This window comes from Ilumatobacter sp., from assembly GCF_046290335.1.
GTDB lineage: Bacteria > Actinomycetota > Acidimicrobiia > Acidimicrobiales > Ilumatobacteraceae > Ilumatobacter_A.
Map to the genome: position 1 here is coordinate 1,167,521 of NZ_JBKAGH010000001.1, position 21,455 is coordinate 1,188,975.

Genomic DNA, 21,455 nt, shown 5'->3' on the forward strand with positions numbered 1-21,455 from the left:
GTCAGTTGGATGGCCAGGGCAGGCTCGGGTGCAGCGCGTGCAGATGATCGAGCATGAGGTCGCCGAACAGGTTCGACGTCGCGATCATCGAATCGGGTTGCGTGCGGTACCGGCCGAGGATCTGTGCGACGTGGACCCCGCGTCGACCGGCCGCCGCGAACCGCAGCCACAGCTCCCAGTCTTCCCAACCGAACATCAGCGGATCGCCGGTGCGGTAGCCACCGATCTCCTCCCACGCCGTTCGACGGATCATCGCCTGCGCGTCGATGTAGTTGCCGTCGCACAGCCACGCAACGTGCCAGCCGAGCGCGCTCTGCAGACCGTGCCGGTCGCCGAATTCTTCCAGGATGGCATACGCGAACGCAGCGTCGAGATCGGCGTCGAGCGCGTCGGCGAGGCGCCGCAGGCAGGTCGGATAGACGACGTTGTCGGCGTCGAGCACCATCACCTTGTCGGCGCGAGCGTGAGCGAACGCCTCGTTGCGACTCGCCGGGAGGCCTCGGTTGGCGTCGCTGCCCAACAGCAGGATCGCCACGTCGTCGTGCTCGGCCATGAAGCGAGCGACGACCTCGCGGCCGTCATCGGTCGAATGGTCGTCGACGATCACGATCTCGAACTCGACGTCTCGGGAATCGAGCACGGACGCCAGCGTCTCCTCGATGACCGTCGCGTAGTCGAACAAGGTGACGATCACGCTGACTTCGGGTGACGTCGTTGCGTAGGCCGACGTCTCCCGCCGGTCGACGTGATCAGGGGTACCGAATCGCAGGGCGCAGCGTTGCGCATCGATGCGGCGCTGCAGGTCGGCCTCGGCCGCCCAGGATCGCTGGATCCGTTGCCGCATCGGACGGTTCGGACGGAACGCGGGGAGCAACGGCACCTGGCGCGCACGCGTGAGCTGCGTGCGGTAGCGGGGCGTCCGCGACCGCCGGGGCGCGAACACCCCGGACGGCGACGATCTCGGGGGACTCGCGTCGTCGCCCAGTCGCCGGTCGAGCAGGTCGAGCACCGGGCCGAGGGCGTGGACGAACGCCAGGTCATCGTGGACGAGTTCGGCGGCCCGCTCCCCGATCGCCGCAGCGTGGTCGCGATCGTCGAGCAACCGGGCGACGGCAGCGGGCAGGTCGTCGGTCATCACGAAGTGCTCGTCGGGCACGAGCGGCTCGTACCCGGTCGATGGTTCGGTGACGACGGTAACGCCGTTCGCCATCGCTTCGATCAGGCGCGCCCATTCGAAGTAGCCGCCCGTCGTGTCGGTCGTGTCCGGCGCGCTGCGATGGACGTTGAGCAAGGTGCGAGTCGACGCCAGCAGGTCGTACTTGGCGTCCCCGAAGACCAGTCCGCCGACGCCGCCGTGCACCGGCCGGGTGAACGAGAACAACCGGAGGTCGACCGAGCGATCCCACAGCAGCGGAGCCAACTCGGCGAGGCGCTCCTCGCGATGTGGCGTGCGCCCTCCGAGGAAGAGCAGATCGAGTGTCCGATCCGCCACTGCGCTGCGATGATCCATCGACGGCACCGCACCGATCCGCAGGTGGTGCGCGTCGTGACCTCGTTCGGTCAGTGCGTCGACGCCGTGGCGGTTGATGTCGAGCACCACCGGGCTCGCAGCACACAGCAGACTCGTCATGTCGAACCAGGGGGTACCGGGCTGTTCGGTGCAGACCGGGACGCTGCGTTCCGCCGACCGGTGGATCTGTGCGTCGTGGAGATCAGACAGCACGTAGAACTCGTGCGGAGCGACGACGAGGTTGATCGTGCGCGGATTCGTTGCATCGGCAGGACTCCGACCGTCGCTCACGAGCTGCGCCGATCGACCGAGCAGCGTGGCCGCTTCGACGATCCACGCTGCGATGTCGGTCATGAACGCGTTGCCGCTCGCTGCCACGAAGACGTCGACGGGTCGACGGTCACCGGCGTTCATCGGCGAAGTCGAGCGATGAACTCGCCGGGCAGGCGGGCGATCTTCGACAAGGTTCGCGTCGCGACGGTTCCCTTGTCGGGCGCGTCCCGCACGCTCACCGCGAGTTCCTTGATCACGACCCGACGGCTCGTCACCGCCGGGAGGTCGGCGGCGATCGCCTTCAACTCGGCCTGGCGGCGGCGGGAGTCGGCCTGCAGCTCGGCGAGCGCACGGTCGGCGGCATCGAGGCGAGCAGCCACCTCGGCTTCATCGGCAACGTCGTCGACCACGGCGGACAATCTATGCGACCTACGACAGAGTGGGTCAGACCCACTCTGTCGTCGCTGGCCATGACGTCACGCCCATGCGACAGAGTGGGTCTGACCCACTCTGTCGCGTGGGTTGGCACCGGGCTGGATAGCGTTTCTTCCCGCATGTCGCTCCGGACGGCGGTGGCCCACCGCAACCTGCTCTATCTGCTCTCGCTGAAGGAGCTACGGACCCGCTACCGCAAGTCGGTGCTGGGCTGGGCGTGGACGCTCCTGAACCCGCTCAGCCAGATGGTGATCTTCTCGTTCGTGTTCCTCGTCGCGTTCAAGCAGACGGCGCCGATCGGCAACCCGTCGGGCCTCGAGAGTTTTCCGCTCTACTTCCTCGCCGGACTGCTGCCGTTCCAGTTCTTCTCGATCTCCGTGACGGCGGCGATCGCATCGGTGTCGGGCAACTCGAGCCTCATCACCAAGGTCGCGTTCCCGCACGAACACCTTGCCCTGTCGATCATCATCGCCCAGTTGGCGACGTTCCTGATCGAGATCGCCGTGCTGTCGGTAGCGCTCCTGATCGCCGGCCAGATGGTGCTGCCGTGGCTGATCCCGTACCTCGGGTTGGTCATGTTGCTGACGATGTTCACCACCGGCGTCGCGCTGGCGTTGTCGGCGGCCAACGTGTTCTTCCACGACGTCAACTACCTGTGGTCGATCGTCGCGCAGGTGCTGTTCTACGTGACGCCGATCATCTGGATCCCGTCTCGTATCGACAACGATCTACTCGACACGGCGAGCAACTGGCATCCCACCGGTAGTTTCATCCGAGCATCGCAGCAGCTCCTGTATGGCGGGCACATGCCGAGCATGTGGCGATGGTTGCACCTGTTCGTCATCGCGACCGTCGTGTTCGCCGTCGGCGCCTGGATCTTCAACCGGTTGTCGCCTCGGTTCGCGGAGGAGGTGTGATGGGGTCGATGCTGAACCGCGAACCCGTCCCGACTGGGGAAAGCGAACTGGCGCTCGTCGTCGACCACGTGACCAAGACGTTCCGGATTCATTCCGAGAAGGCCTCGTCGCTCAAGCAGTTCATCGCAACGGGCGGCCGTAACCGGTACGAGGACTTCTACGCCTTGCGCGACATCTCCTTCGAGGTCGAGGTCGGCTCGGCGGTCGGCATCATCGGACACAACGGCTCGGGCAAGTCGACCCTGCTGAAATGCATGGCGCAGATCCTGACGCCCAACGAGGGCTCGATCACGGTCAACAAGCGGATGGCGGCGCTGCTCGAACTCGGTGCCGGGTTCCACCCGGAATTGTCGGGACGCGACAACGTGTTCCTCAACGCGGCGATTCTCGGGATGGCACGCAAAGAGATCGCGGAACGCTTCGACGAGATCGTCGACTTCTCCGGTCTGCACGACTTCATCGATGCTCCCGTCAAGACGTATTCGTCGGGGATGTACGTTCGTCTGGCGTTCGCCGTGGCGATCAACGTCGATCCCGACTTGTTGCTGATCGACGAGATCCTCGCCGTCGGCGACGTCACGTTTCAGCAGAAGTGCATGGAGAAGTTCGCCCGATTCCGTGAAGAGGGTCGCACGCTGGTGCTGGTCACCCACGACACCGGCAGCGTGCGCCACTTCTGCGATCGGGCGATCTGGATCGACCACGGCCAGATCAAGGCCGACGGCGAACCCGCTGCGGTGATCGACGAATACAACGAGAACATGCTCGGCGGGGAGGAGAACCCCGAGGGTGGTGGCATCCGGCGCGGCGACGGCCCGATCCGGGTCACCTCGGTCGAGATGCTGGTCGGCGGCCGGCCGACCGATCGGTTCCGCACCGGCGACGACGTGACGTTCCGACTGCACTACGAGTCGAGCCGGGCGATCCAGAAGCCCGTGTTCGCCATCACGATCAACAGCCTCGCGGGCCCGGTGGTGACCGCTCCCGCGAGTCGTGACGTCGACCAGGTGCCGACCGCGCTCGGCGGCACCGGCCACGTCGACATCGCGATCCGCGACGTGCCGCTGCTGCCCGGCCCGTACGTGCTGCACACCGAGATCACGAAGTTCGGGCGGGCGAGTCTGTTCGATCACCTGCAGAACGCGTTCTCCTTCGACGTCATCGCCGGCACGTCGGCGGAGACCACCGGGTTCATCACGCTGCACCCCACCTGGACGATCGAAGGCAACGAGATCTACCCCTGAGGCTCCGAGCGCGGCCCGCGCCGGTTCCTCTGCGATCTCGACCCCGTTCAGCCCCACCGTCGGCGATCTCGACCCCATCTCGCGCCAGCAGCCGGCACGAATCCGGGCCGAGAACGAAATCAGGCGGCGCGAATCCGGGCCGAGAACGAAATCAGGCGGCGCGAAACCGGGCCGAGAACGCGATTGGAGCTCCGACGCCGCATCCCGCATCCATCCCGACCCGATCTCGACCCCATTTCGCGCCAGCAGCTGGCACGAATCCGGGCCGAGAACGAAATGGGGCGGCGCGAAACCGGGCCGGGAACGCGATTGCGAGCGGGTTGGGGTGGCGAGAAACCGGGCCGAGAACGCATCGGGGCGAGCTGGCGTGCGTCGGGCGGATCGGGTCGGGTGGTTAGCCTTCCATCGATGGCCGTGTCACGAGTTCCCGCACCGAGGTCGGCGCGTCCGTTCTCGCCGGCGCTCGAGCGCGTCGTCGGCGTTTTCTCACGGCCGTTGACCTTCCTGTGGGACCGCGGGTTCCGCTTCCTCGGCGTCCTCGATGCGATCGCGCTCTTCGCGCTGATGATCGTGATCAGCTTCGTGCGATTCGGGTTCGGGTTCGACTGGAACACGTATCCGCTCAGCCATTACTTCGTCGGTTTCACCATCGCTACCGCGATCCACCTCACGGTCAACTACTTCGCCGGACTGTACGAACGCGAGCCGCGTCTCGGGCGCAAGGCGTGGCTCCCGAAGGCGATCGTGGCGACCGGTATCGGTGTCGGCGTGCAGGGCATCGCGTTCGTGGTGCTCGACCGTTACCTGATGCCGCGCCTCAACCTCGCGGTGTTCCTCCTGCTGGCGTCGTTCGTGTTGTCGATGAACCGGGCGCTGTCGAGGCGGCTGGCCGTGCGCCGTCAGGGCCCGCCCAGGGTGGTGCTGGTGGGTGACGTCGATGCGATCGATCTGGCGGCGCAGCATCTCGCCGTGTCCGACCGCAAGGCGACGGTCGTCGACCGGGTCGAGGCACCGCATCGACTCGTCGAGTCCGTCGTCGCCCACGACGCCACCGACGTCCTGCTGCTCGACGTGACCGCGTTCGGATCGGTGTATCCGGAGCCGCTGAACTCGCTCGAGCTCGCCGGTGTCGGGTTCCTGCAGCGGGTGAGCGCCCGCGAAACGCTGCTCGGCTTGAAGTCGGTGCGAGAGATCAGCGGGATGCCCTTCGTCGCGTTGCGAGCCCACACCGTCCCGACCCACAAGGTGAAGCTGAAGCGGATCTTCGACGTGGTGCTGATCGTCGCGACGGCACCGATCTGGCTCACCGCGATGGCGCTCCTGGCGCTGTACGTACGCATCGTGGCCGGTGGCCCCGTGCTGTACCGCCAGGCGCGGGTCGGTCGTGACGGCAGGATCTTCCAGTGCGTGAAATTCCGCACGATGGTCGTCAACGCCGAAGAAGACGGGCGCGCCCGCCTCGCATCGATGAACGACGACCGGATCATCCCGGCGCTTCGGTGGATGCGGGCGATGCGCGCCGACGAGCTTCCCCAGTTCTTCAACGTCGTGAAGGGTGAGATGTCGCTGGTCGGCCCGCGCCCGGAGCGCCCGGAGTTGGTGGCCGAGATCGCCGCTCGCGTGCCGGGCTACGTGCGTCGCAACGAGTTGCCGCCCGGTGTGACCGGCCTCGCGCAGGTCGAGGGGCGCTACGGCACCGACGCCGAGTTCAAGCTCGGCTACGACATCCAGTACCTCGTCAACTGGTCGTTGGTCCTCGACCTGCAGATCCTGTTCCGCACGATCTGGGTCGTGCTGTCGCGCCGTGTCTGAGCCTGCCGTGTCTGAGCGCGCCGTGTCTGAGCGTGCCGTGTCCCAGCGTGCCGTGTCCGAGGGTCCGCAGCGAGACGGATCGCACCATCGGAGACACGCTGACCAGGTGCGATGCAGTCAGCGGCGGGCGGTCTCTCCGATGGCGGACACGGAGCGCCGAGATGTTCGAGACCACGACTGCTCGATGACGAACGCAACGACACCCCGATGACGAACACCAGCGGCTCGGCGACCGGCAGCACAGCCGCCGTGTCGTGGCGAGACGATCCGGCGTGGCCCGATGTCGACGTCGTGATGCCGATCCGCAACGAGGAAGCGCATCTCGCGCAGGCGGTCGCTTCAGTGCGGGCGCAGGAGTATCCGGGCGCGTTGCGGATCATCCTCGGCGTCGGGCCGTCCGACGACGACACCGAGCGGGTCGCCGCCGAGTTGGCGACCGACGCCGACGATCTCCTCGTCGTCGACAACCCGTCGGGACGCACGCCGTCCGCGCTCAACGCGGCGATTCGGGCCGGATCGGCGCCGGTGGTCGTGCGCGTCGACGGTCACAGCGTCCTGGAGAACGACTACGTCCGTCGGGCCGTCGAGATTCTGCGGGCCACCGGTGCGGTGAACGTCGGTGGTGTGCAGCGACCCGAGCCGACGACGCCGTTCGAGGAGGTGGTGGCCGATGCGACCACGTCGCTGCTCGGCACCGGCGGTGCGGCGTACCGCACGGGCACCGAGGCGCACGCGGTCGACACGGTGTATCTCGGCGTGTTCGACCGAGCCGCTATCGAGGCGGTGGGGTTGTTCGACGACGACCTGATCCGCAATCAGGACTACGAACTGAACATTCGCCTGCGCGCTGCCGGGGGTACGGTCTGGTTCGACCCGTCGCTGTCGGTCGGCTATCGGCCCCGGGGGTCGTGGCGGTCGCTCGCCAAGCAGTACTACGAGTACGGCTGGTGGAAGTCGGTCGTGATGCGCCGCCACCCCGACTCGATCCGGCTCCGCCAGATCATCCCGCCGCTCGGCGTCGCCGGCGTCATCGTCGGGCTGGTGGTGGGTGCTCGCTGGCGCCCGGCGCTCGCCGTTCCGGTCGTCTATGTCGCCGCCGTCAGCACGGCCGCACGATCGAGCCGCCAACCCCTCGCCACCGCCGCCGCGCTCACCGTGATCCACACCACCTGGGCCGCCGGCCTGTTGCGCGGCTTGGCGACGCACGTTCGCGGCTCAGCGACAGGCTGATCCAGAGCACCTGTGCTGCCGGCAGCACCTGTGCTGTCAGCCTGCCGCTTGGCTTCGCCACCCGCTTCAGTCGGTCATCGTCGACGTGACCGACGCCGAACTGCGCCGACGAGTTCGCGGACTCCTCCACGTCGCAGCGCCGCCACGGCCGTACGCGCCACGGGCACCCGCGAGTTCGTCTCGGCGCTACAGATCGCGACAGTGGAACGCCATCTGTTCCACGCGGCGATGAAGTCGTCGTCGACGGGATCGGCGCGAAGCAGCCAGTCTTGGTGCTCGGGGGCAGGCTCGACCGTCGGACGGGCTCGCCAGTCGGGGTCGAGATCGAGCGGATAGCAGTGGTACTCGATCCCGTCGATCGCCGCAGCGATCTCGGCTGCCGGCCGCTGGCCCCGACGATTCAGCACCTCGATCACGATGGTCGGCCGGTGCGTCTCGATCGTCGCTCGGGCGCCGGCGAGGACCTTCGACTCGTGTCCTTCGACGTCGATCTTGATGACGTCGGGAACGTTGCCGCTCATCTCGACAACGCGATCGAGCGTGTTGACCTCGACGACCACCTCGCTACTGCTCGCCTTGAAGCCGGCTTCGAGCGAGTTCGACACGTCCGAGGCATCGGCGAGGTGGAGCGTGGCAGTTCCGGCCGACTCCGACAGCGCGACCTGAAGCACGCCCACCTCGGCCCGATTGGCGGCCGCGAGTCGCCGGGCCCAGTCGGCCAGCTCCGGCGTGGGCTCGAACGCCGTCACGCTGCGGGGTCGGAACATGGTCGCGGCCAGGAGTGAGTAGAGGCCGATGTTGGCGCCGATGTCGGCGAACGAGAAACCCGGATCACGGCGCTCGAACTCCGTGAGCAGCGCTGCGACCGTCGACGGCTCGTAACCGGCGAGGCCGGTTCGCCGAAGCGAGCGTTGTACCGCGGTCGAGTACGGATCGATCAGATCGAGCGTCGGCCGCGTCGACGTCGAGCCGGACGGCGAGCCGGGGAGTGCGATCCGATACGTCACGATCGGCGCAGGCGGTTCCGCAGGCTCGACCACCGTCGCCGCAGACCCGGGCGAACGACGTCGTCGACGAATCGTTGGCCACTTGTGCGGAGCTCCCGGACCCCGCCGCGCCGATACGCCGCGCGGGCCGCGCCACCGATGGGCGGGCGCGAGTTGCGATCCCGGGTGCACGCCGTCAGGCGCTGCGACCAGATCGTCCACCGCTCGGCGAAATCGGCGGGCAGCGGCTCGGGTGCGAGAAGCCAGTCGCGTTCGACCGTGCCCGAACCGGTGATCGAGGCCGCCGGCTGCCAGTCCGTCGTCGCCGAGAGCGGGTAGAACGAATAGCCGAGGCCTTCGAACGCCGCCTGGATGATCGGGCCCTGGTCGGTCTTGCGGCGGCGCAGCACTTCGATCACGACGTAGGGCCGTGTCGCAGCGATCATCTCCATCGCACCGGCGAGCACTTCGGGCTCGTGCGTTTCGACGTCGATCTTCAGCACCGCCGGAGCGACGCCGGTCGTCGCCCAATGCTCGTCGAGGGTGATGCGCTGAACGTCGATCTCGCCGATCGACGTCTTGAAACCGTCGACGAGCGAGTTCGACGCGTCGGAGGTCTCCGACAAGAAGAGGGTCGCGGTCCCTGGCGAGTCCGACACCGCCGCCTCGAACACCTCGACCGGCAGCGAGTTGGCGCGGGCGATCGAGCGGGCGATCTCAGCGACGTCGGGCGTCGGTTCGAACGCATGCACGGTCGCATCGTCGAACATCGCGGCGCACAGGTGCGAGTAGAGCCCGATGTTGGCCCCGACGTCGTAGAGCGTGAACGGTCCGTCGTGCTGATCGAACAGTGCAAGCAGCGTGGCCGCTGTTTCGGGCTCGTACGCGGCCAGACCTTCACGGCGAAGGAAACGCTGGACCATCGACGAGAACGGGTCGATCACGTCGAGCGTCGGGCGCGCGCCGCCGGCCGGGAGTGGGATCCGATAGCTCATCGCGATTCACCCATCGGCGTCATCGGTCGATCCGGTGCTCGGGTGCGTCGACGTCGACGTCGATCGCACCAGCCAGGAAGGCCGCGTCGTCGAGGCGCCACGTGTTGTCGTCGGAGCGAACCTGGGTGAAGTTGAAGCGGTCGGCGGCGAAGGTCGAGATGCCGCGCCTATGGCACGCTGCGAGGAACGCACGGTCCTCCCCGAGCGACACGTCGGCGAAGCGCAGATCGCCGACCCGGTCGCGGTCGATGACCAGCGTGCCGCCCGCCAAGGTCGAGCTGTAGCGGAACTCGTTCGTGGGGAATCGGAGCACCGTTCGACCCGACGCAGTCATCGAGGCGTAGTACGAGTGCTTGCCCACGACACCGGCACCAGCGTATATGTGCGCTCGCAGCGAGTCGGCGAGGTGGTGGGGGCCGTAGAGGTCGTCGTCGTCGATCTTGGCGACGAAGCGAGCGTCGGTGAGATCGAGTGCCCGGTTGAGCCCGGCGCCGAGTGTCGTCCCGGCGGGCGGGATCTCGAGGCGGAACGACGAGAACCCGGAGAAAGCCGCTTCGATCTCTGCGACCATCGATGCGCCGTCCGCCGATGCGGGATCGATCGGTCCGGATTCGACCGCGGCGAGGTTCGCCACCACGACCACGTCGAGTCGTGACGGGTCGATCTCCTGCGCTGCCATTTGCTGCGCGACCTGCGCAATCAGCTGCGGGCGCCTCGACACGCAGACCGCGGCGATGCGACCCGCAGCCGGTTCGATCGAACGCCGGTACGCGTCGTGACGGTCGGAGGTCGCGCGCAACCACTCGATCGGGTCGGTGCGGTCGGGCTCGCCCAGCGCAGCGAGCGCCGGCGCGTTCGATCCGGCACGCGTCACGACGCGGCGAGCGTCGGCGGCCGCGCGCCAGGCGCGGTGCTTCATCGCGGCGAGTTGCGCCTCGAGTTTCACGCGCCGCTCCCCTGGCTCGGCTCGCGTTCCCACGGTGACGCGATCGGGAACATCGTCTCGAAGAACGCGCTGATCCGCTCCTCTCGGTCGCGAGCACCGCCGGCCGCGCTGTGGGTCTCGTTGATGCAGAACGTGTCGAACGCGCCGCTGAGTCGTATCCGGTCGAGATGCCACTGCAGTCGACCCGATTCGACGTGGACGTACTCGGAGGAGATGTCGCCGAGCACGCTGTCGGCGACGGCGAGGCCGTAGTGCTGAGCGAACGACGCAGCAATGCTGAGGTCGCTCGGCGATCGGAACCGGCTGTGCGCGGTGCGCCCGACGATGTCGGGAAACTCCGCTTCCATCCGTTGGAGGGTGCTGCGTCGTAGCGGGTACGGCGCATGCAGCGGCTTGTGGGTGACGACCCGACCGAAGCGCTCGGCGAGCAGTTCGCGACCCCGGAGCGCTCCGGTGTCTACGGCGAGGGTGTGTTCGTCTTCGGCTCCTTCGACGCGCGCCCCGCTCTGGAACACCCGAGCGAGACCGTTCGGGGTGAAGAACAACTCGGGGCGGATCGGACGCCCGATCGCCATGTCGTCGTTGAAGTACACGAAGTGCTCGGCGAGACCGTCGATGTGATGCAGTGCGGACTCGATCGCATGCGAATTGAAGGTCGGCAAGGCCTCCGACGGAAGGATCTCGGCGTGGTCGACGACCTGCACCCGTTCGTCGTCGATCAGCCAGTCGGGGCGTTGTCCGGCGGTGACGATCCAGATCTTGCGCACCCACCCGCAATACGCCCACACCGAACGCAACGAGTACCGGAGTTCGTCGCGGCTGCGGTAGCGGGCGTCGTCGAGCGCGACGTCGTCGACGGATCGCCCTGCTGCCTGGGCTGTGGTGCGGAACGACTCGATCCACGCCGGGTCGGATCCGTCGACCCACGTGTAGACGATGTCGATCGGCTCGGCGACGTGCTCGAGGTTGGCGCCGACCGGAAACGCCGTGAGGCCCGGATACTCGCGGCCGTCGATCGCCTCGACGGTCGGTCGACTGCGCACGTCGAAGCGCTCGTGACCGCGTGTGCCGATGCGCTCGGATCGACCCGAACTCCCGACCTGCCAGAACGAGATCTCGGTCGCCTGCTGCTCGCCGATCGCCTCGTCGCCCCAGCCGTACGCTCGGAACACACGCCAGGTGCGGGCACGCCGGACGTGCTTGTCGGTGCCTGCGAGCGGGACCGCGACGAGACCGTCGTGTGCGCCGTCGAACCATCGCAGCATCCATCCGTCACCGGCGAGGTGGGTGACGAGCGCCCCGAGCGCTGCGGAACGGTCGTCGAGCGCGATGCCGAACTCGAGGCCGTCGCCCGAGCGGTCGACGACGAAGGCGTCGACGTCGTTCGATCGCAGCGACTGGAGCACGGTCTGTGCGTTGTCGTGGCCGAGGTCGGCGGTGGAGCGATCGAGTGGGCCGGCGACGACGACTCGACGGTTGTCGAGCACGCCGGTCGCCGTGGCGGCACCGATCGGCCCGACGACGGGACGCCGCCGGGCCTCGCGGTGGCGACGAGCGGCGGTTCGGCGCAGCGACGTGGTCTCGGTGAACAGCGCCATGACCTGCGGCGGGAGCCGTCGGTCGACGCGGTAGCGCCGCACCAACCCGCGGAGTCGCAGCACCTTCGAACGCATCGCTCCGAGGCTAACGGCGACGCTGGGGTGCGGCAGCCGACCCCACCTTGCTCGCGGTCGGGCGGCTCGCATCCCGCCGATCCGCTCGACGGTCGCTCAGATGATCGGCGGCCGGCCGAGGCGGGTCAAGCGCCACACGGTGCGCCAGCGAATGGGCGACCGGCCGACGTCGCCGCTCCACCCCGATCGCCAGCCGCGCAGGTATCGGCGCCGGCTCTCGCCCTTGGGTGCACGCATCGCACCGAGCGCGAGCCACGCCGTGACGTGGACGATCGCGACCGGCCACGGCAGGGTGCGTCGGGCGATCCAGACGCGGTTGCGTCCGGTCAGTTCCCAGCCGTCGGCGTGGCGCTCGATCGTGGTCTTCGGGTGGAAGACCTCGACGTCGGCGAGGTAACGGATGCCCCAGCCCTTGTCGACGAGACGCCACGACAGTTCGAGTTCTTCATGGCCGTAGAACAGGTCGGTGAAGTACCCGCCGACGTCGTCGTAGGCGGCGCGGCGAATCGCACAGGCGCCCCCGAGGAACAGCGCGACCTCGCCGGATTGCTCCGATTCTCGGCCGCCCGGACGCGGCACGTGGCGCCGTGACGTGGCGCCGTCCTCGTCGACCAACCGGAGCGAGACGGCACCGAGTCGGTCTTCAGCGGCGAAGGCGTCGACGATGCGGTCGGTCGCCCCGGGCGGGGCGACCGCATCGTCGTCGAGGAACCCGACGATCTCGGACGTGGTGGCGCGGACGCCCTCGTCTCGGCCTCCGGGCACGCCGTGGTTCGCCTCGAGACGGAGCAGGTTGAACCCGTCGACGGAATCCGCCGGTTCGCTCTCGCTGTTCAACACGACGAGCGGTCGCTGCGGTGACAGTGAGTCGACGGCTGCGACCAGCGCATCGGGGCGGTTGCCCATCGTGAGCAGCACCCAGGTGATCGTGGGTCGTGCCGCCTCAGGCACACGCTCGGACATGTGACCGGACACTATCCAGACGCTGGGACGACACGCGATGAGCACCTCCGACCGAGCCCCGTCGATAGCATCGCTGTGATGTCTGCGACTGCGATGACCGAGCTCCCGGAACTGCGGGATGCTCACGAGTCCTCGCGGCTCGGGGTGTATCTGCGGGAGCTGTACGAGCGCCGCAGCTACATCAACCACGTTGCAACGAACGAGCTCAAGAGCCGTCAGATCACCAACGTCCTCGGCAACTTCTGGCACCTCCTCAACCCGGCGCTCTCGATCGCGGTGTACTACCTCATTTTCGGCCTGCTCCTCGACACAGGCCGAACCGAGAACTTCATCTTGTTCCTCACCGTCGGTCTGTTCATCTACCAGACGACCCAGAAATCGACGACCGACGGGGCCAAGGCGATCGTCACGAACAAAGGCGTGATCAAGGCCGTGCGCTTCCCCCGGGCGCTGCTGCCGATCAGCTCGACATGGACCGAGTTTCTCGCGAGCTTCCCGAATTACCTCGTCATCTTCACGATGGCAATGCTCACCGGAGTGGCTCCGCGATGGTCGTGGCTCGCTCTCGTACCGCTCGCCTTGCTCCAACTCGTGTTCAACACGGGCGCGGCCATGATCGCCGCCAGGCTGACGACTCACTTCGTGGACATGATCCAAATTCTTCCATTCGTCTTCCGACTGCTGTTCTACGGCTCGGGCGTGATCTTCAGCGTCGAGGCGTACGTCGAGAGCGACTCAGCGGTCTCGCTCCTCTTCGAACTCAATCCGCTCTACGCGTTCGTCACACTCGCGCGCTGGTCGGTCATGGGTGGCGGCTTCGAACCCTTGCTGCTGCTGTCAGCGACGGTCTGGTCACTGATCCTGCTCGTGTTCGGATTCTTCTGGTTCCGCGCTGCCGAGGAGACCTATGCCCGTGACTGATGCCCTCGACACCGAGCAGAGCACCGGATCGATTTCGACGCGGCCAATCTCGATCCTGGCAGAGGGTGTCGACATCCGCTACAAGGTCTACGAAGACCGATCGTTCAGCGCCCGCAAGCTCGTCAGCGGCGGGTTCGCCGGACGTCGGGCGATCGAAGTGCATGCAGTGAAGTCAGCGTCATTCACTGTGCACGTCGGGGAAGCTGTCGGTGTCGTCGGCACCAACGGATCGGGCAAATCGACGCTGCTTCGGGCCGTTGCTGGTTTGCAATCACTTGCCAGCGGATCGATCAAGGTGCGAGGCGAGGTCGGCCTGCTGGGTGTTGGCGCTGCGCTCAAGCCATCGCTCTCCGGCTACCGCAACGTGTACCTGGGAGGTCTCGCAGTCGGGCTCTCGAAGGACGAGATCGACGCAAAGCTGCCGGAGATCGTCGAGTTCTCCGGGCTCGGCGAGGCGATGGCTCGACCGATGGCCACCTACTCGTCGGGCATGAAGGCCCGTCTCGCCTTCTCGATATCGACACTCAAGGTGCCCGACATCCTGCTCATCGACGAAGCACTCGCCGTCGGCGACAAGGACTTCCGCGAGAAGAGCTTGGCGAGATTGAACGAGATCCGCGAGCAGGCCGGCACCATCATGATGGTGACCCACAACCTCAACGAGATCCGCCAGAGCTGCACCCGAGCAATCTGGCTCGACCAAGGCGAGCTCCTGGCCGACGGGGCCGTGGACGAGGTCGTCGAGCGGTACGAAGCCGCCCGTTGAGCCCGGCGTCCCGGCGTGATGCCGTCGGCAGGCGAGCCAACTCGGCGATCAGAGCTTGACTGCGTCGGCGAGGCCCGAGCCTTCGGGCTGGCCGTTGATGGCGGCCGCCCGCATCATGTTGCCGTTCTGGTAGCGGTCGACGACATCGATCACCCGCTGGCGACTCTCGTCCGAGTGCGTCCAGCGATCGAGCTCGATGGCTGCGGGGTAGAACGAGCGGAACGCAACCCCGCCGAATCCTGCCCTTCGGAGCATCGGGGCGAGGGTCGCCGGCTCCCAGAACATCAAATGGTTTCGGGTGAAACAGTTCCAGCCGTTGCGATACGCCTTGAGCTCGAGCGACTGGGCGTTGACCGTGTAGATGAACAGAACACCGCCAGGCACGAGGAGGCTCCGCAGTTTCGAGAGCTGTTCGAGCGGGTCTGCGAAATGGGCGAGAACGGACCACAACGTGATGATGTCGAACTTCTGGTCGCGTAGCTCCGGAACGTCGAGGGGGTCACCCCACCACGTCCGCTGCGAGCCAAGTCGCTCGTTCGCGACGTCGACCGCATCCGGCGCAAGGTCCACCCCGTATGCATCGAAACCTCGCTCGAGGGCGAGCTCGACGAAGACACCCGTGCCGCTCCCGAAGTCCAGCAGGCGACGACCTGCCCCGTCGTCGAAGAACCCGCCGTAGGTATTCATCGTCCGGATGTAGCGGCTTCTCCTGCCAGCCCGGTAGTTCCCGTCGAGGAAAGCGCTGTAGCTGCCCGTGTTGTACAGATCCGGGACACGGGTCACCTTGATCGCCGGGACCCTGTACAACAGCGAGCACTCAGCGCATCGTCCAGCCTTGTACTGGTACTTGCTGTGGGACCGGTCATAAAGGACTCGAACACCGTCCGCACCGCAGAGCGGACACAGCTGATGTTGCTCCATCTCATTCGGAATCACCGAGTGGTTGAGTTGTGCCACCGATTGCCGCGGGACGAGACGGCGCCGAAGCGGCTCGAAACGCTCGAGGGTCTCGGCCACACCCGGAACGACGTAGGGAAACACGTCGTTCGGCGTCTCGGAATACGGACCGATCTTTCGAAGTCTGCGAACGGCAAGTCGCGCCGGATTGTCCATGCGCGAAAGCTATCGCTCGGTCGCAACGGCTTCTGGGCGCACGAGTCGAAAACCCAGACCCGAGCCGCTGTGCTGCGAGATGAGACTGCGTGACGCAAGCACCGGCGACTCCACCAGTGGTCGATGGCAGAATGCTGGGATGGTCGCCAGGTGCCAGGTTCCGACGCCGTTCGACGAATGTCGGCGGCCATGATCGTTCGTGATCGAGCGCTCGCTGTCTTGAACACGGTCGGGGCTCTCCGAACGCTGACGCTGTGGGCAGCAGCCACAGTGGCAATCCGGCGCGGTGCTGACGAGTCGATGATCGGCCATATCCGCAATTCGGGGCTGGATCTCACCCGGGCGCTCCAGGCCATCTCGTGGGCCAGCGCAGCGGCGGGCGCCGGCGCACCGCCACGGCACTTCCAGCCGGGCGACCATTTCGTCGACCGAGATGCCCGAGCGCGCGCGGCATCGCTGGCACGTGCCGCCGAGGACCCTCGGGTGCGGAGCGCTCTCATCGGGCTCGATGACGATCTCGAACTCTCGGCGCTTGGAGAGCTCATCCAGACCGACCTCGTGAAGATGCTCGCCGACGCAGCAACGAGCCCATCTCAGCGCACCGCTGTCGCTCCGGGGTCGCAGCGACACATAGCGAAAGCGGTGACGGGCGTGCTGGAGCCGACAGGCATTCAGCCCTTCTTGATGAGTGGCTCATTGCTCGGGGTGATCCGGGACGGCGGCTTCATGGCACACGACTACGACGTCGACCTCGGTCTCGTTCCCGGCACCGACCGCGACCAGGTGCTCGCAGCGCTCCACAGCATTCCCGATGCAGAGGTGGAGTGGATCCCCGGTCGCTTCGTGATTCGGCTCGAGGGAGTCGTGGCCGACCTGTTCACGCACGAAGAACGGGATGGCTTGTGGTGGCATTCGACCCTCGTGCACGACTGGTGGAACACGCCGTTCGGCTTGCAACGTGAAGCTGCGACCGGATGCGACTTCTGGATTCCGGACGACCCGGAGCGGTACCTCGTGGAGAACTACGGCGACTGGTCTCGTCCGGTGCCGTTCTACGAGATCAGCTTCGACACTCCCAACCGGGTCTACCGCCGCGGCCCTGATGCGTTGAGGTTCCTCCACTCTCGTGTTCGCATCGGCTTGCGGACCTCCGATCGATGGCTCGTGGAGTCGGCGGCTCGAGAACTCCGCGACTCGTTCGGCGTCGACATCACGAACCAACTCGCCACATCAGGATTGCTGAAACCCGTAGAAGGGCGGGAGCCGCCGTCGGTCTGACTCGGCTCGATACGGTGAGGGCTCCATGCGCATCATCATCCTCGCCGCAGGTGTCGGATCACGGCTTGGTCGGCCGATTCCTAAACCTTTGACGCAACTTGCCGATGGATACACCATCTTGGAGCGTCAGATTCGAATGCTTCAGGCCCACTTCGACGGAGTTCAGATCGTCGTGGTCGTCGGATTCAAGAAGGACATGATCATGGAGGCCCATCCCAACGTGTTGTTCGCGTACAACGAACGGTTCGGCGAGACCAACACGTCGAAGAGCCTGTTGCGGGCGCTGTCACAGACCGGTGACGATGACGTCCTCTGGATGAATGGCGACGTCGTCTTCGACGCATCCCTGCTCGAGGCGATCTCGAGGGCCAGAACGCGGTCGATGTCGTTCGTCGCCGTCAACCATGCGTCTGTCGGCGACGAAGAAGTGAAGTACCGCCTCGGTGAGTCGGGGTCGATCTGTGAGTTGTCGAAGCTGGTCGTAGGCGGTGAGGGCGAGGCGGTCGGCGTGAACTACGTGACCGCTACGGACAAGCCAAGCCTGATCCAGCGTCTCGACGAGTGTGCGGACGACGACTACTTCGAACGCGGCATCGAACTCTCGATAGATGTCGACGGCACGCAATGGGTGCCCGTCGACGTCGCCGGCCTCTGCATCGAGGTCGACTTCGAATCGGATCTCGCCGACGTGAATCGACGACTGGAGCAACACGACTGATGCGCCGCGCGCTCGTTGCGGTCGTTGCCGTTGTTCTCACTGCCATTCCGGTGATCGATTCGGCTGAGCCGGCGCACGCAGCTCTCCAGGAGTGGAACGCAACCGTCGTGAGCGTGATCGATGGCGACACGTTCTGGGCCGACGTCGACGGGAGTGCCGGGCCGGTTCAGATCCGTGTCGGCGGGTTGCAGACGAACGAGAAGGACGGCGTCTTCGGGGGTACCGAGTGCATGGCTGACGAGGCAACGCTCGGCCTGACCGAGCTACTCGACGGAAAGCGAGTGGTGCTGAAGGCCCGACGAGCCTCGTCCCAGAGTCTCGGGCGCCCGATTCGGCACGTATTCGTCGACGGCGTCAACGTCGCTCAGCCGATGCTTCGCCGCGGACTCGGGGTGCCTGTGGTGTTCAACGAGGAACCGGACTTTGCCGTGTCGAACGCAAACGCTGCGCTCCTCGCCGCTCGCGACGAAGTCGGGGTCTGGGTCGACGACGTGTGCGGTGCTGGCCCAGCGGCTGGCGCCGTGATCGACATGGTCACCAACTATGACGCTGCTTTCGACGACTACACGAACGTCAACGGCGAGTACGTTCAGCTTCGCAACCGCGGAACCGAACCAGTCTCGCTCAACGGATGGACGTTACGGGATACAGCGCTTCGGCGGTTCGACCTTCCGAAGGGATACGTCCTCGAGCCCGGTGACAGGATCCGGATTTTCGTGGGTAGGGGCTTCAACACCGATGACTCGATCTACCTCGGTTCGGACAAACCACTGTTCGGCAATGACGCCGACGGCGTGTTCCTTCACGACCCGGACTTCGACATCCGAGCGTTCAGCCTGTGGCCCTGCACCGAAACGTGCAAGCCGCCACCGCTGCTGAAGATCACTCACGTGAACTACGACGCACCTGGCGACGATCGGGTCAACCCGAACGGTGAGTTCGTCGTCATCACCAACGAGAGCGCTGCAGTGATCGACTTTCAGGACTGGATGATCGATCTCCCGAGATTTCAACTCACGTCGATCGCGTCGCGGGAGCTCTCCCCGGGCGAGTCCTTGACGGTCTTCATGGGTAGCGGGGTCAATACACGAACCTCGATGTATCTGGGCCAGACCGGCGGCGTTCTGAGCAATTCCAACCACATCGTGGTCCTGTACACCCCGGAGCGCACCGTGGCATCCTGCGATGCGCGCGGAGCGAGCGTGTGCCCGCCCGTGGTCTCCGTCACCGACCCGAACGCGCCGAAGTCCGCCGTTCGTCTGGGCGGCGCCTACCGGGTCTGAGCCTGAACGGCACCAGCCGAGGGAAGGCGCCGACGAATCGCCGCAGAGATGATCGCCCGCTGCGCTCTCGTCGGAAGCGTTCGGAACGCTCGGATTCGGTCGGCGAGCGAATCGGACTTGAGCAGCGTTGCCAAAGCACGGGCGTCGCTCGGTGACTGGGCGATGACAGCCTCTCGAAGAAGGCAATGCATCGGTCCGACCGAGCTGACCGCCTGCGGCGACAGCCTAAGCATCACGGGCCGAGCGGCACCGAAGAACTCTTCGGCATAGCCCGAGTCCGACTCATCCGACGGCGTCAGCTCTCGTGCATAGAGCGGAAGATCGATGGTGATCAGCTTCATGCCGTGGCGTCGCCAGACGTTCGGTGGCGCCTCGCCCTGGATGAATGCGTCTGTCGCCCCGAGGGCAGCGAAGCGTGCCGACACCGAGCCCGGTCGTCGACGGTCCTGCGTGATCGACACGTGGTCGGTCGGGCGGCTCCGCCAGAGATAGGTCGGCCTCGCCAGGATGTCAACCGTCTGAGCGAGACAGTGCGCGCGAGTGGCCACTTCGATGTCCTCGAACAGCGTCCGTTCCGGGAACTCGAATCCGTGGCGATCCCAGAACGACCGCCGGAACAGTTTCGAGCAGATGATGTGATCGTTGAGCAAGCTCGGGCGCTCGTAGACGTGCGTTCGCTCGAGGTCGTCATTGAAGCCGCGGCGGTAGAGCGAGGCGCGCCATTGGGACCCGTCGTCGAACCGGTTGGCGACACCCGTCACGAAGTCCGATCCAGTTCGCTCGATGGTTGCGACCATCCGTTCGATCGCATCGAGCGGAACGATGTCGTCGCTGTCCACGAACGCGAGGTAGTCGCCGCGTGCGACTGCGATGCCACTGTTCCGCGCTGCACCCAAACCGGCGTTTTCCTGCGTCACAACACGAAGTCGAGGATCACGAGCTGTCCACTCGGCTAGGACCACCGCCGATCCGTCCGTGGATCCATCGTCGACAGCGATGACCTCGAGATGCGCATAGGACTGCCCGAGCACGCTGGAGAGGCACTCCTCGAGGTAACGCACCGTGTCGTAGCACGGCACGATGATCGAGACCAGCCGGTCGGTCATTGTTCGGTCGAGTCGAAGCTGAGATCAGGCATTGCCGAGAAGCGGTGTTGGGTTGAACGCCGCCGTGACATCTACGCCGAAGCAAGCCTTGAGTTCACGCGCTACCGATTCGGCGTACCACCGATCGCCGTGCTCCAGTGCTCGAACGAAGCGCTTGTGCAGATAGAGGAGCGCCTCAGGCGTCTTTCGGTACACACGGTTGGGTGTGTCGAAGCTGAAGTTGTAGAACGCGACCGGTCGGCTCCAGTCGCCGTAGTTCTCGGTCAGGTAGCGCTCTGCGTCGTCGGGGATCCAGATCGCGATGCCTTCGAGCTCGGCCGGCTCGAGCTCGAACGGTGTGTTCCACCACTCGTGGATGTCCGTTCCGTGCCACAGCAAGCCGTCGCGTTCGTAGTGGAGAAAGATGTCGACCACGGCGCCTGACTCTGAGCGGCAGACGACCTTGTCCTCTCCGATCTCCACGTCGAATCCTGCGACGGTGAGCGCCCGGGCGATCTCGCCAGGGTCACCGTCTCCCGGCAACAGCCCGAGGTCGATGTCATAGTCGTGCGCCAGCAACCCACCATCTCGAACGAGACCCAGAAGTGTCCCACTCACCAAGAACGGTCGAACGCCAAGACTCGTCAACTGCTCGGCGACGCTTCTGAACACTTGCATCTGAGGCGGATCCCGACGTTCGACACCCGCAGCCTCCTTGGGAGGCGACGCTCGAAGGCGGCGATCGAGATCTTCGTGCACGAACGTCGAGAGTTCCGACAGGTCAGGATTCGCTTCGAAAGCAAACAACTGCCTCCAAAGAAACTCGCCCGCATTGGGATTGGCGCCAAGATACGCCCGAAGCGATACCGCTGATTCCGACCGGCCCTCGGCAGTCTTGACGTGGTAGGCCGCGGGAAACCACTTCGGAAAGCGCCCGAACCCTTCGACTGCGTCCGCCCACATGATCATTTCGAGCGTCCGCGTCAGTTCTCGTTGACGTCTCCCCTCGAGCGCTTCGACGAGGATCGGAGAGCTCATATCGGACCGGCTCCGCCACGCAGCGGCGCGCGACACGATCGACCTCGTCGCGGGCAGACGATCGGCAACATCGATCAGGAGCGAGCGGAACTTCGGCATGATGGGTCGGCACCAGGTGGCTGTTTCTCGATCCTAGGGCCTTGGAGTTGCCATCACGCAGATCGGCAACTGTGCGCAGTTCTCCTCCTGCGGTGCACGTGTCGGAAGACCAGCGGATATTGTCACCTGCCATGCGGCGTCTAATGGAACGATCGAACGCGCCTGTTGCG

19 protein-coding genes are annotated in these 21,455 nt (G+C 65.9%); 9 read left to right on the forward strand and 10 right to left on the reverse strand.

What is annotated here, in order from left to right; genetic code table 11:
• Window position 1: 1 nt before the first annotated feature.
• Window positions 2-1,924, reverse strand: coding sequence for a glycosyltransferase (locus tag ACE37B_RS05270; RefSeq protein ID WP_409922227.1), 1,923 nt, complete (start codon window positions 1,922-1,924; stop codon window positions 2-4).
• Entirely contained in the window at window positions 1,921-2,193 is a 273-nt protein-coding gene (locus ACE37B_RS05275) for a hypothetical protein (protein ID WP_409922228.1), read from the reverse strand. Before ACE37B_RS05275 ends, ACE37B_RS05270 begins: the two co-directional genes overlap by 4 nt.
• A gap of 144 nt (window positions 2,194-2,337) precedes the next feature.
• Here ACE37B_RS05275 and ACE37B_RS05280 point away from each other — a divergent pair, with 144 nt between their 5' ends.
• The 4 genes from ACE37B_RS05280 to ACE37B_RS05295 all read left to right on the forward strand — a co-directional run bounded on the left by ACE37B_RS05280 (window position 2,338) and on the right by ACE37B_RS05295 (window position 7,421).
• Window positions 2,338-3,135 (forward strand): ABC transporter permease, encoded by a 798-nt coding sequence (locus ACE37B_RS05280; protein WP_409922229.1) that lies wholly within the window; start codon window positions 2,338-2,340, stop codon window positions 3,133-3,135.
• Window positions 3,135-4,379, forward strand: a complete 1,245-nt coding sequence (locus ACE37B_RS05285; protein ID WP_409922230.1) for an ABC transporter ATP-binding protein — start codon at window positions 3,135-3,137, stop codon at window positions 4,377-4,379. The genes ACE37B_RS05280 and ACE37B_RS05285 overlap by 1 nt, the downstream gene beginning before the upstream one ends.
• Window positions 4,380-4,787: 408 nt before the next feature.
• Window positions 4,788-6,191: an exopolysaccharide biosynthesis polyprenyl glycosylphosphotransferase gene (locus tag ACE37B_RS05290; RefSeq protein ID WP_409922231.1), complete on the forward strand. Its 1,404-nt coding sequence runs from the start codon at window positions 4,788-4,790 to the stop codon at window positions 6,189-6,191.
• A 207-nt stretch (window positions 6,192-6,398) separates the two neighbouring features.
• Complete coding sequence (locus ACE37B_RS05295; RefSeq protein WP_409922232.1) at window positions 6,399-7,421, forward strand: glycosyltransferase family 2 protein; 1,023 nt, start codon at window positions 6,399-6,401, stop codon at window positions 7,419-7,421.
• Between the two features lie 74 nt (window positions 7,422-7,495).
• On the opposite strand, the gene ACE37B_RS05300 is transcribed toward ACE37B_RS05295, so the two are convergent.
• The 5 genes from ACE37B_RS05300 to ACE37B_RS05320 form a co-directional block, all read right to left on the reverse strand.
• Window positions 7,496-8,428 (reverse strand): FkbM family methyltransferase, encoded by a 933-nt coding sequence (locus ACE37B_RS05300; protein WP_409922233.1) that lies wholly within the window; start codon window positions 8,426-8,428, stop codon window positions 7,496-7,498.
• Complete coding sequence (locus ACE37B_RS05305) at window positions 8,425-9,402, reverse strand: FkbM family methyltransferase (protein WP_409922234.1); 978 nt, start codon at window positions 9,400-9,402, stop codon at window positions 8,425-8,427. Before ACE37B_RS05305 ends, ACE37B_RS05300 begins: the two co-directional genes overlap by 4 nt.
• 19 nt (window positions 9,403-9,421) lie before the next feature.
• The gene (locus ACE37B_RS05310; RefSeq protein WP_409922235.1) at window positions 9,422-10,348 is read right to left on the reverse strand and encodes a hypothetical protein; all 927 of its coding nucleotides are present in this window, start codon (window positions 10,346-10,348) and stop codon (window positions 9,422-9,424) included.
• On the reverse strand, window positions 10,345-12,021 hold the full coding sequence (locus tag ACE37B_RS05315) for a stealth family protein (RefSeq protein WP_409922236.1): 1,677 nt from the start codon (window positions 12,019-12,021) through the stop codon (window positions 10,345-10,347). Before ACE37B_RS05315 ends, ACE37B_RS05310 begins: the two co-directional genes overlap by 4 nt.
• 96 nt (window positions 12,022-12,117) lie before the next feature.
• The gene (locus ACE37B_RS05320; RefSeq protein WP_409922237.1) at window positions 12,118-12,984 is read right to left on the reverse strand and encodes a glycosyltransferase family 2 protein; all 867 of its coding nucleotides are present in this window, start codon (window positions 12,982-12,984) and stop codon (window positions 12,118-12,120) included.
• Between the two features lie 78 nt (window positions 12,985-13,062).
• Between ACE37B_RS05320 and ACE37B_RS05325 the strand changes: the two genes are divergently transcribed.
• On the forward strand, window positions 13,063-13,905 hold the full coding sequence (locus ACE37B_RS05325) for an ABC transporter permease (RefSeq protein ID WP_409922238.1): 843 nt from the start codon (window positions 13,063-13,065) through the stop codon (window positions 13,903-13,905).
• On the forward strand, window positions 13,892-14,671 hold the full coding sequence (locus ACE37B_RS05330; protein WP_409922239.1) for an ABC transporter ATP-binding protein: 780 nt from the start codon (window positions 13,892-13,894) through the stop codon (window positions 14,669-14,671). Before ACE37B_RS05325 ends, ACE37B_RS05330 begins: the two co-directional genes overlap by 14 nt.
• Window positions 14,672-14,719: 48 nt before the next feature.
• On the opposite strand, the gene ACE37B_RS05335 is transcribed toward ACE37B_RS05330, so the two are convergent.
• On the reverse strand, window positions 14,720-15,784 hold the full coding sequence (locus tag ACE37B_RS05335; protein WP_409922240.1) for a class I SAM-dependent methyltransferase: 1,065 nt from the start codon (window positions 15,782-15,784) through the stop codon (window positions 14,720-14,722).
• Window positions 15,785-15,973: 189 nt separating this feature from the next.
• Here ACE37B_RS05335 and ACE37B_RS05340 point away from each other — a divergent pair, with 189 nt between their 5' ends.
• The 3 genes from ACE37B_RS05340 to ACE37B_RS05350 are packed head-to-tail and all read left to right on the forward strand — an operon-like array spanning window position 15,974 to window position 19,063.
• A complete protein-coding gene (locus ACE37B_RS05340; protein WP_409922241.1) occupies window positions 15,974-17,062 on the forward strand; it encodes a hypothetical protein in 1,089 nt (362 codons plus the stop codon).
• A 25-nt stretch (window positions 17,063-17,087) separates the two neighbouring features.
• A complete protein-coding gene (locus ACE37B_RS05345; RefSeq protein ID WP_409922242.1) occupies window positions 17,088-17,780 on the forward strand; it encodes an NTP transferase domain-containing protein in 693 nt (230 codons plus the stop codon).
• The gene (locus ACE37B_RS05350; RefSeq protein ID WP_409922243.1) at window positions 17,780-19,063 is read left to right on the forward strand and encodes a lamin tail domain-containing protein; all 1,284 of its coding nucleotides are present in this window, start codon (window positions 17,780-17,782) and stop codon (window positions 19,061-19,063) included. The genes ACE37B_RS05345 and ACE37B_RS05350 overlap by 1 nt, the downstream gene beginning before the upstream one ends.
• Here ACE37B_RS05350 and ACE37B_RS05355 read toward each other — a convergent pair.
• Window positions 19,051-20,169, reverse strand: coding sequence for a glycosyltransferase family 2 protein (locus ACE37B_RS05355; protein ID WP_409922244.1), 1,119 nt, complete (start codon window positions 20,167-20,169; stop codon window positions 19,051-19,053). The two genes, ACE37B_RS05350 and ACE37B_RS05355, sit on opposite strands and share 13 nt — an antisense overlap.
• Before the next feature lie 24 nt (window positions 20,170-20,193).
• Window positions 20,194-21,285 (reverse strand): hypothetical protein, encoded by a 1,092-nt coding sequence (locus ACE37B_RS05360; protein WP_409922245.1) that lies wholly within the window; start codon window positions 21,283-21,285, stop codon window positions 20,194-20,196.
• Window positions 21,286-21,455: the final 170 nt, after the last annotated feature.

What these genes read in the sequence shown, in the direction of transcription:
- ACE37B_RS05315 (WP_409922236.1), bottom strand. Translation starts at nt 12,021, where the DNA reads ATGCGTTCGAAGGTGCTGCGACTCCGCGGGTTGGTGCGGCGCTACCGC.
- ACE37B_RS05330 (WP_409922239.1), top strand. Translation starts at nt 13,892, where the DNA reads ATGCCCGTGACTGATGCCCTCGACACCGAGCAGAGCACCGGATCGATT.
- ACE37B_RS05280 (WP_409922229.1), top strand. Translation starts at nt 2,338, where the DNA reads ATGTCGCTCCGGACGGCGGTGGCCCACCGCAACCTGCTCTATCTGCTC.
- ACE37B_RS05270 (WP_409922227.1), bottom strand. Translation starts at nt 1,924, where the DNA reads ATGAACGCCGGTGACCGTCGACCCGTCGACGTCTTCGTGGCAGCGAGC.
- ACE37B_RS05285 (WP_409922230.1), top strand. Translation starts at nt 3,135, where the DNA reads ATGGGGTCGATGCTGAACCGCGAACCCGTCCCGACTGGGGAAAGCGAA.
- ACE37B_RS05355 (WP_409922244.1), bottom strand. Translation starts at nt 20,169, where the DNA reads ATGACCGACCGGCTGGTCTCGATCATCGTGCCGTGCTACGACACGGTG.
- ACE37B_RS05305 (WP_409922234.1), bottom strand. Translation starts at nt 9,402, where the DNA reads ATGAGCTATCGGATCCCACTCCCGGCCGGCGGCGCGCGCCCGACGCTC.
- ACE37B_RS05320 (WP_409922237.1), bottom strand. Translation starts at nt 12,984, where the DNA reads ATGTCCGAGCGTGTGCCTGAGGCGGCACGACCCACGATCACCTGGGTG.
- ACE37B_RS05335 (WP_409922240.1), bottom strand. Translation starts at nt 15,784, where the DNA reads ATGGACAATCCGGCGCGACTTGCCGTTCGCAGACTTCGAAAGATCGGT.
- ACE37B_RS05345 (WP_409922242.1), top strand. Translation starts at nt 17,088, where the DNA reads ATGCGCATCATCATCCTCGCCGCAGGTGTCGGATCACGGCTTGGTCGG.
- ACE37B_RS05360 (WP_409922245.1), bottom strand. Translation starts at nt 21,285, where the DNA reads ATGCCGAAGTTCCGCTCGCTCCTGATCGATGTTGCCGATCGTCTGCCC.
- ACE37B_RS05325 (WP_409922238.1), top strand. Translation starts at nt 13,063, where the DNA reads ATGTCTGCGACTGCGATGACCGAGCTCCCGGAACTGCGGGATGCTCAC.
- ACE37B_RS05295 (WP_409922232.1), top strand. Translation starts at nt 6,399, where the DNA reads ATGACGAACACCAGCGGCTCGGCGACCGGCAGCACAGCCGCCGTGTCG.
- ACE37B_RS05350 (WP_409922243.1), top strand. Translation starts at nt 17,780, where the DNA reads ATGCGCCGCGCGCTCGTTGCGGTCGTTGCCGTTGTTCTCACTGCCATT.
- ACE37B_RS05290 (WP_409922231.1), top strand. Translation starts at nt 4,788, where the DNA reads ATGGCCGTGTCACGAGTTCCCGCACCGAGGTCGGCGCGTCCGTTCTCG.
- ACE37B_RS05340 (WP_409922241.1), top strand. Translation starts at nt 15,974, where the DNA reads ATGATCGTTCGTGATCGAGCGCTCGCTGTCTTGAACACGGTCGGGGCT.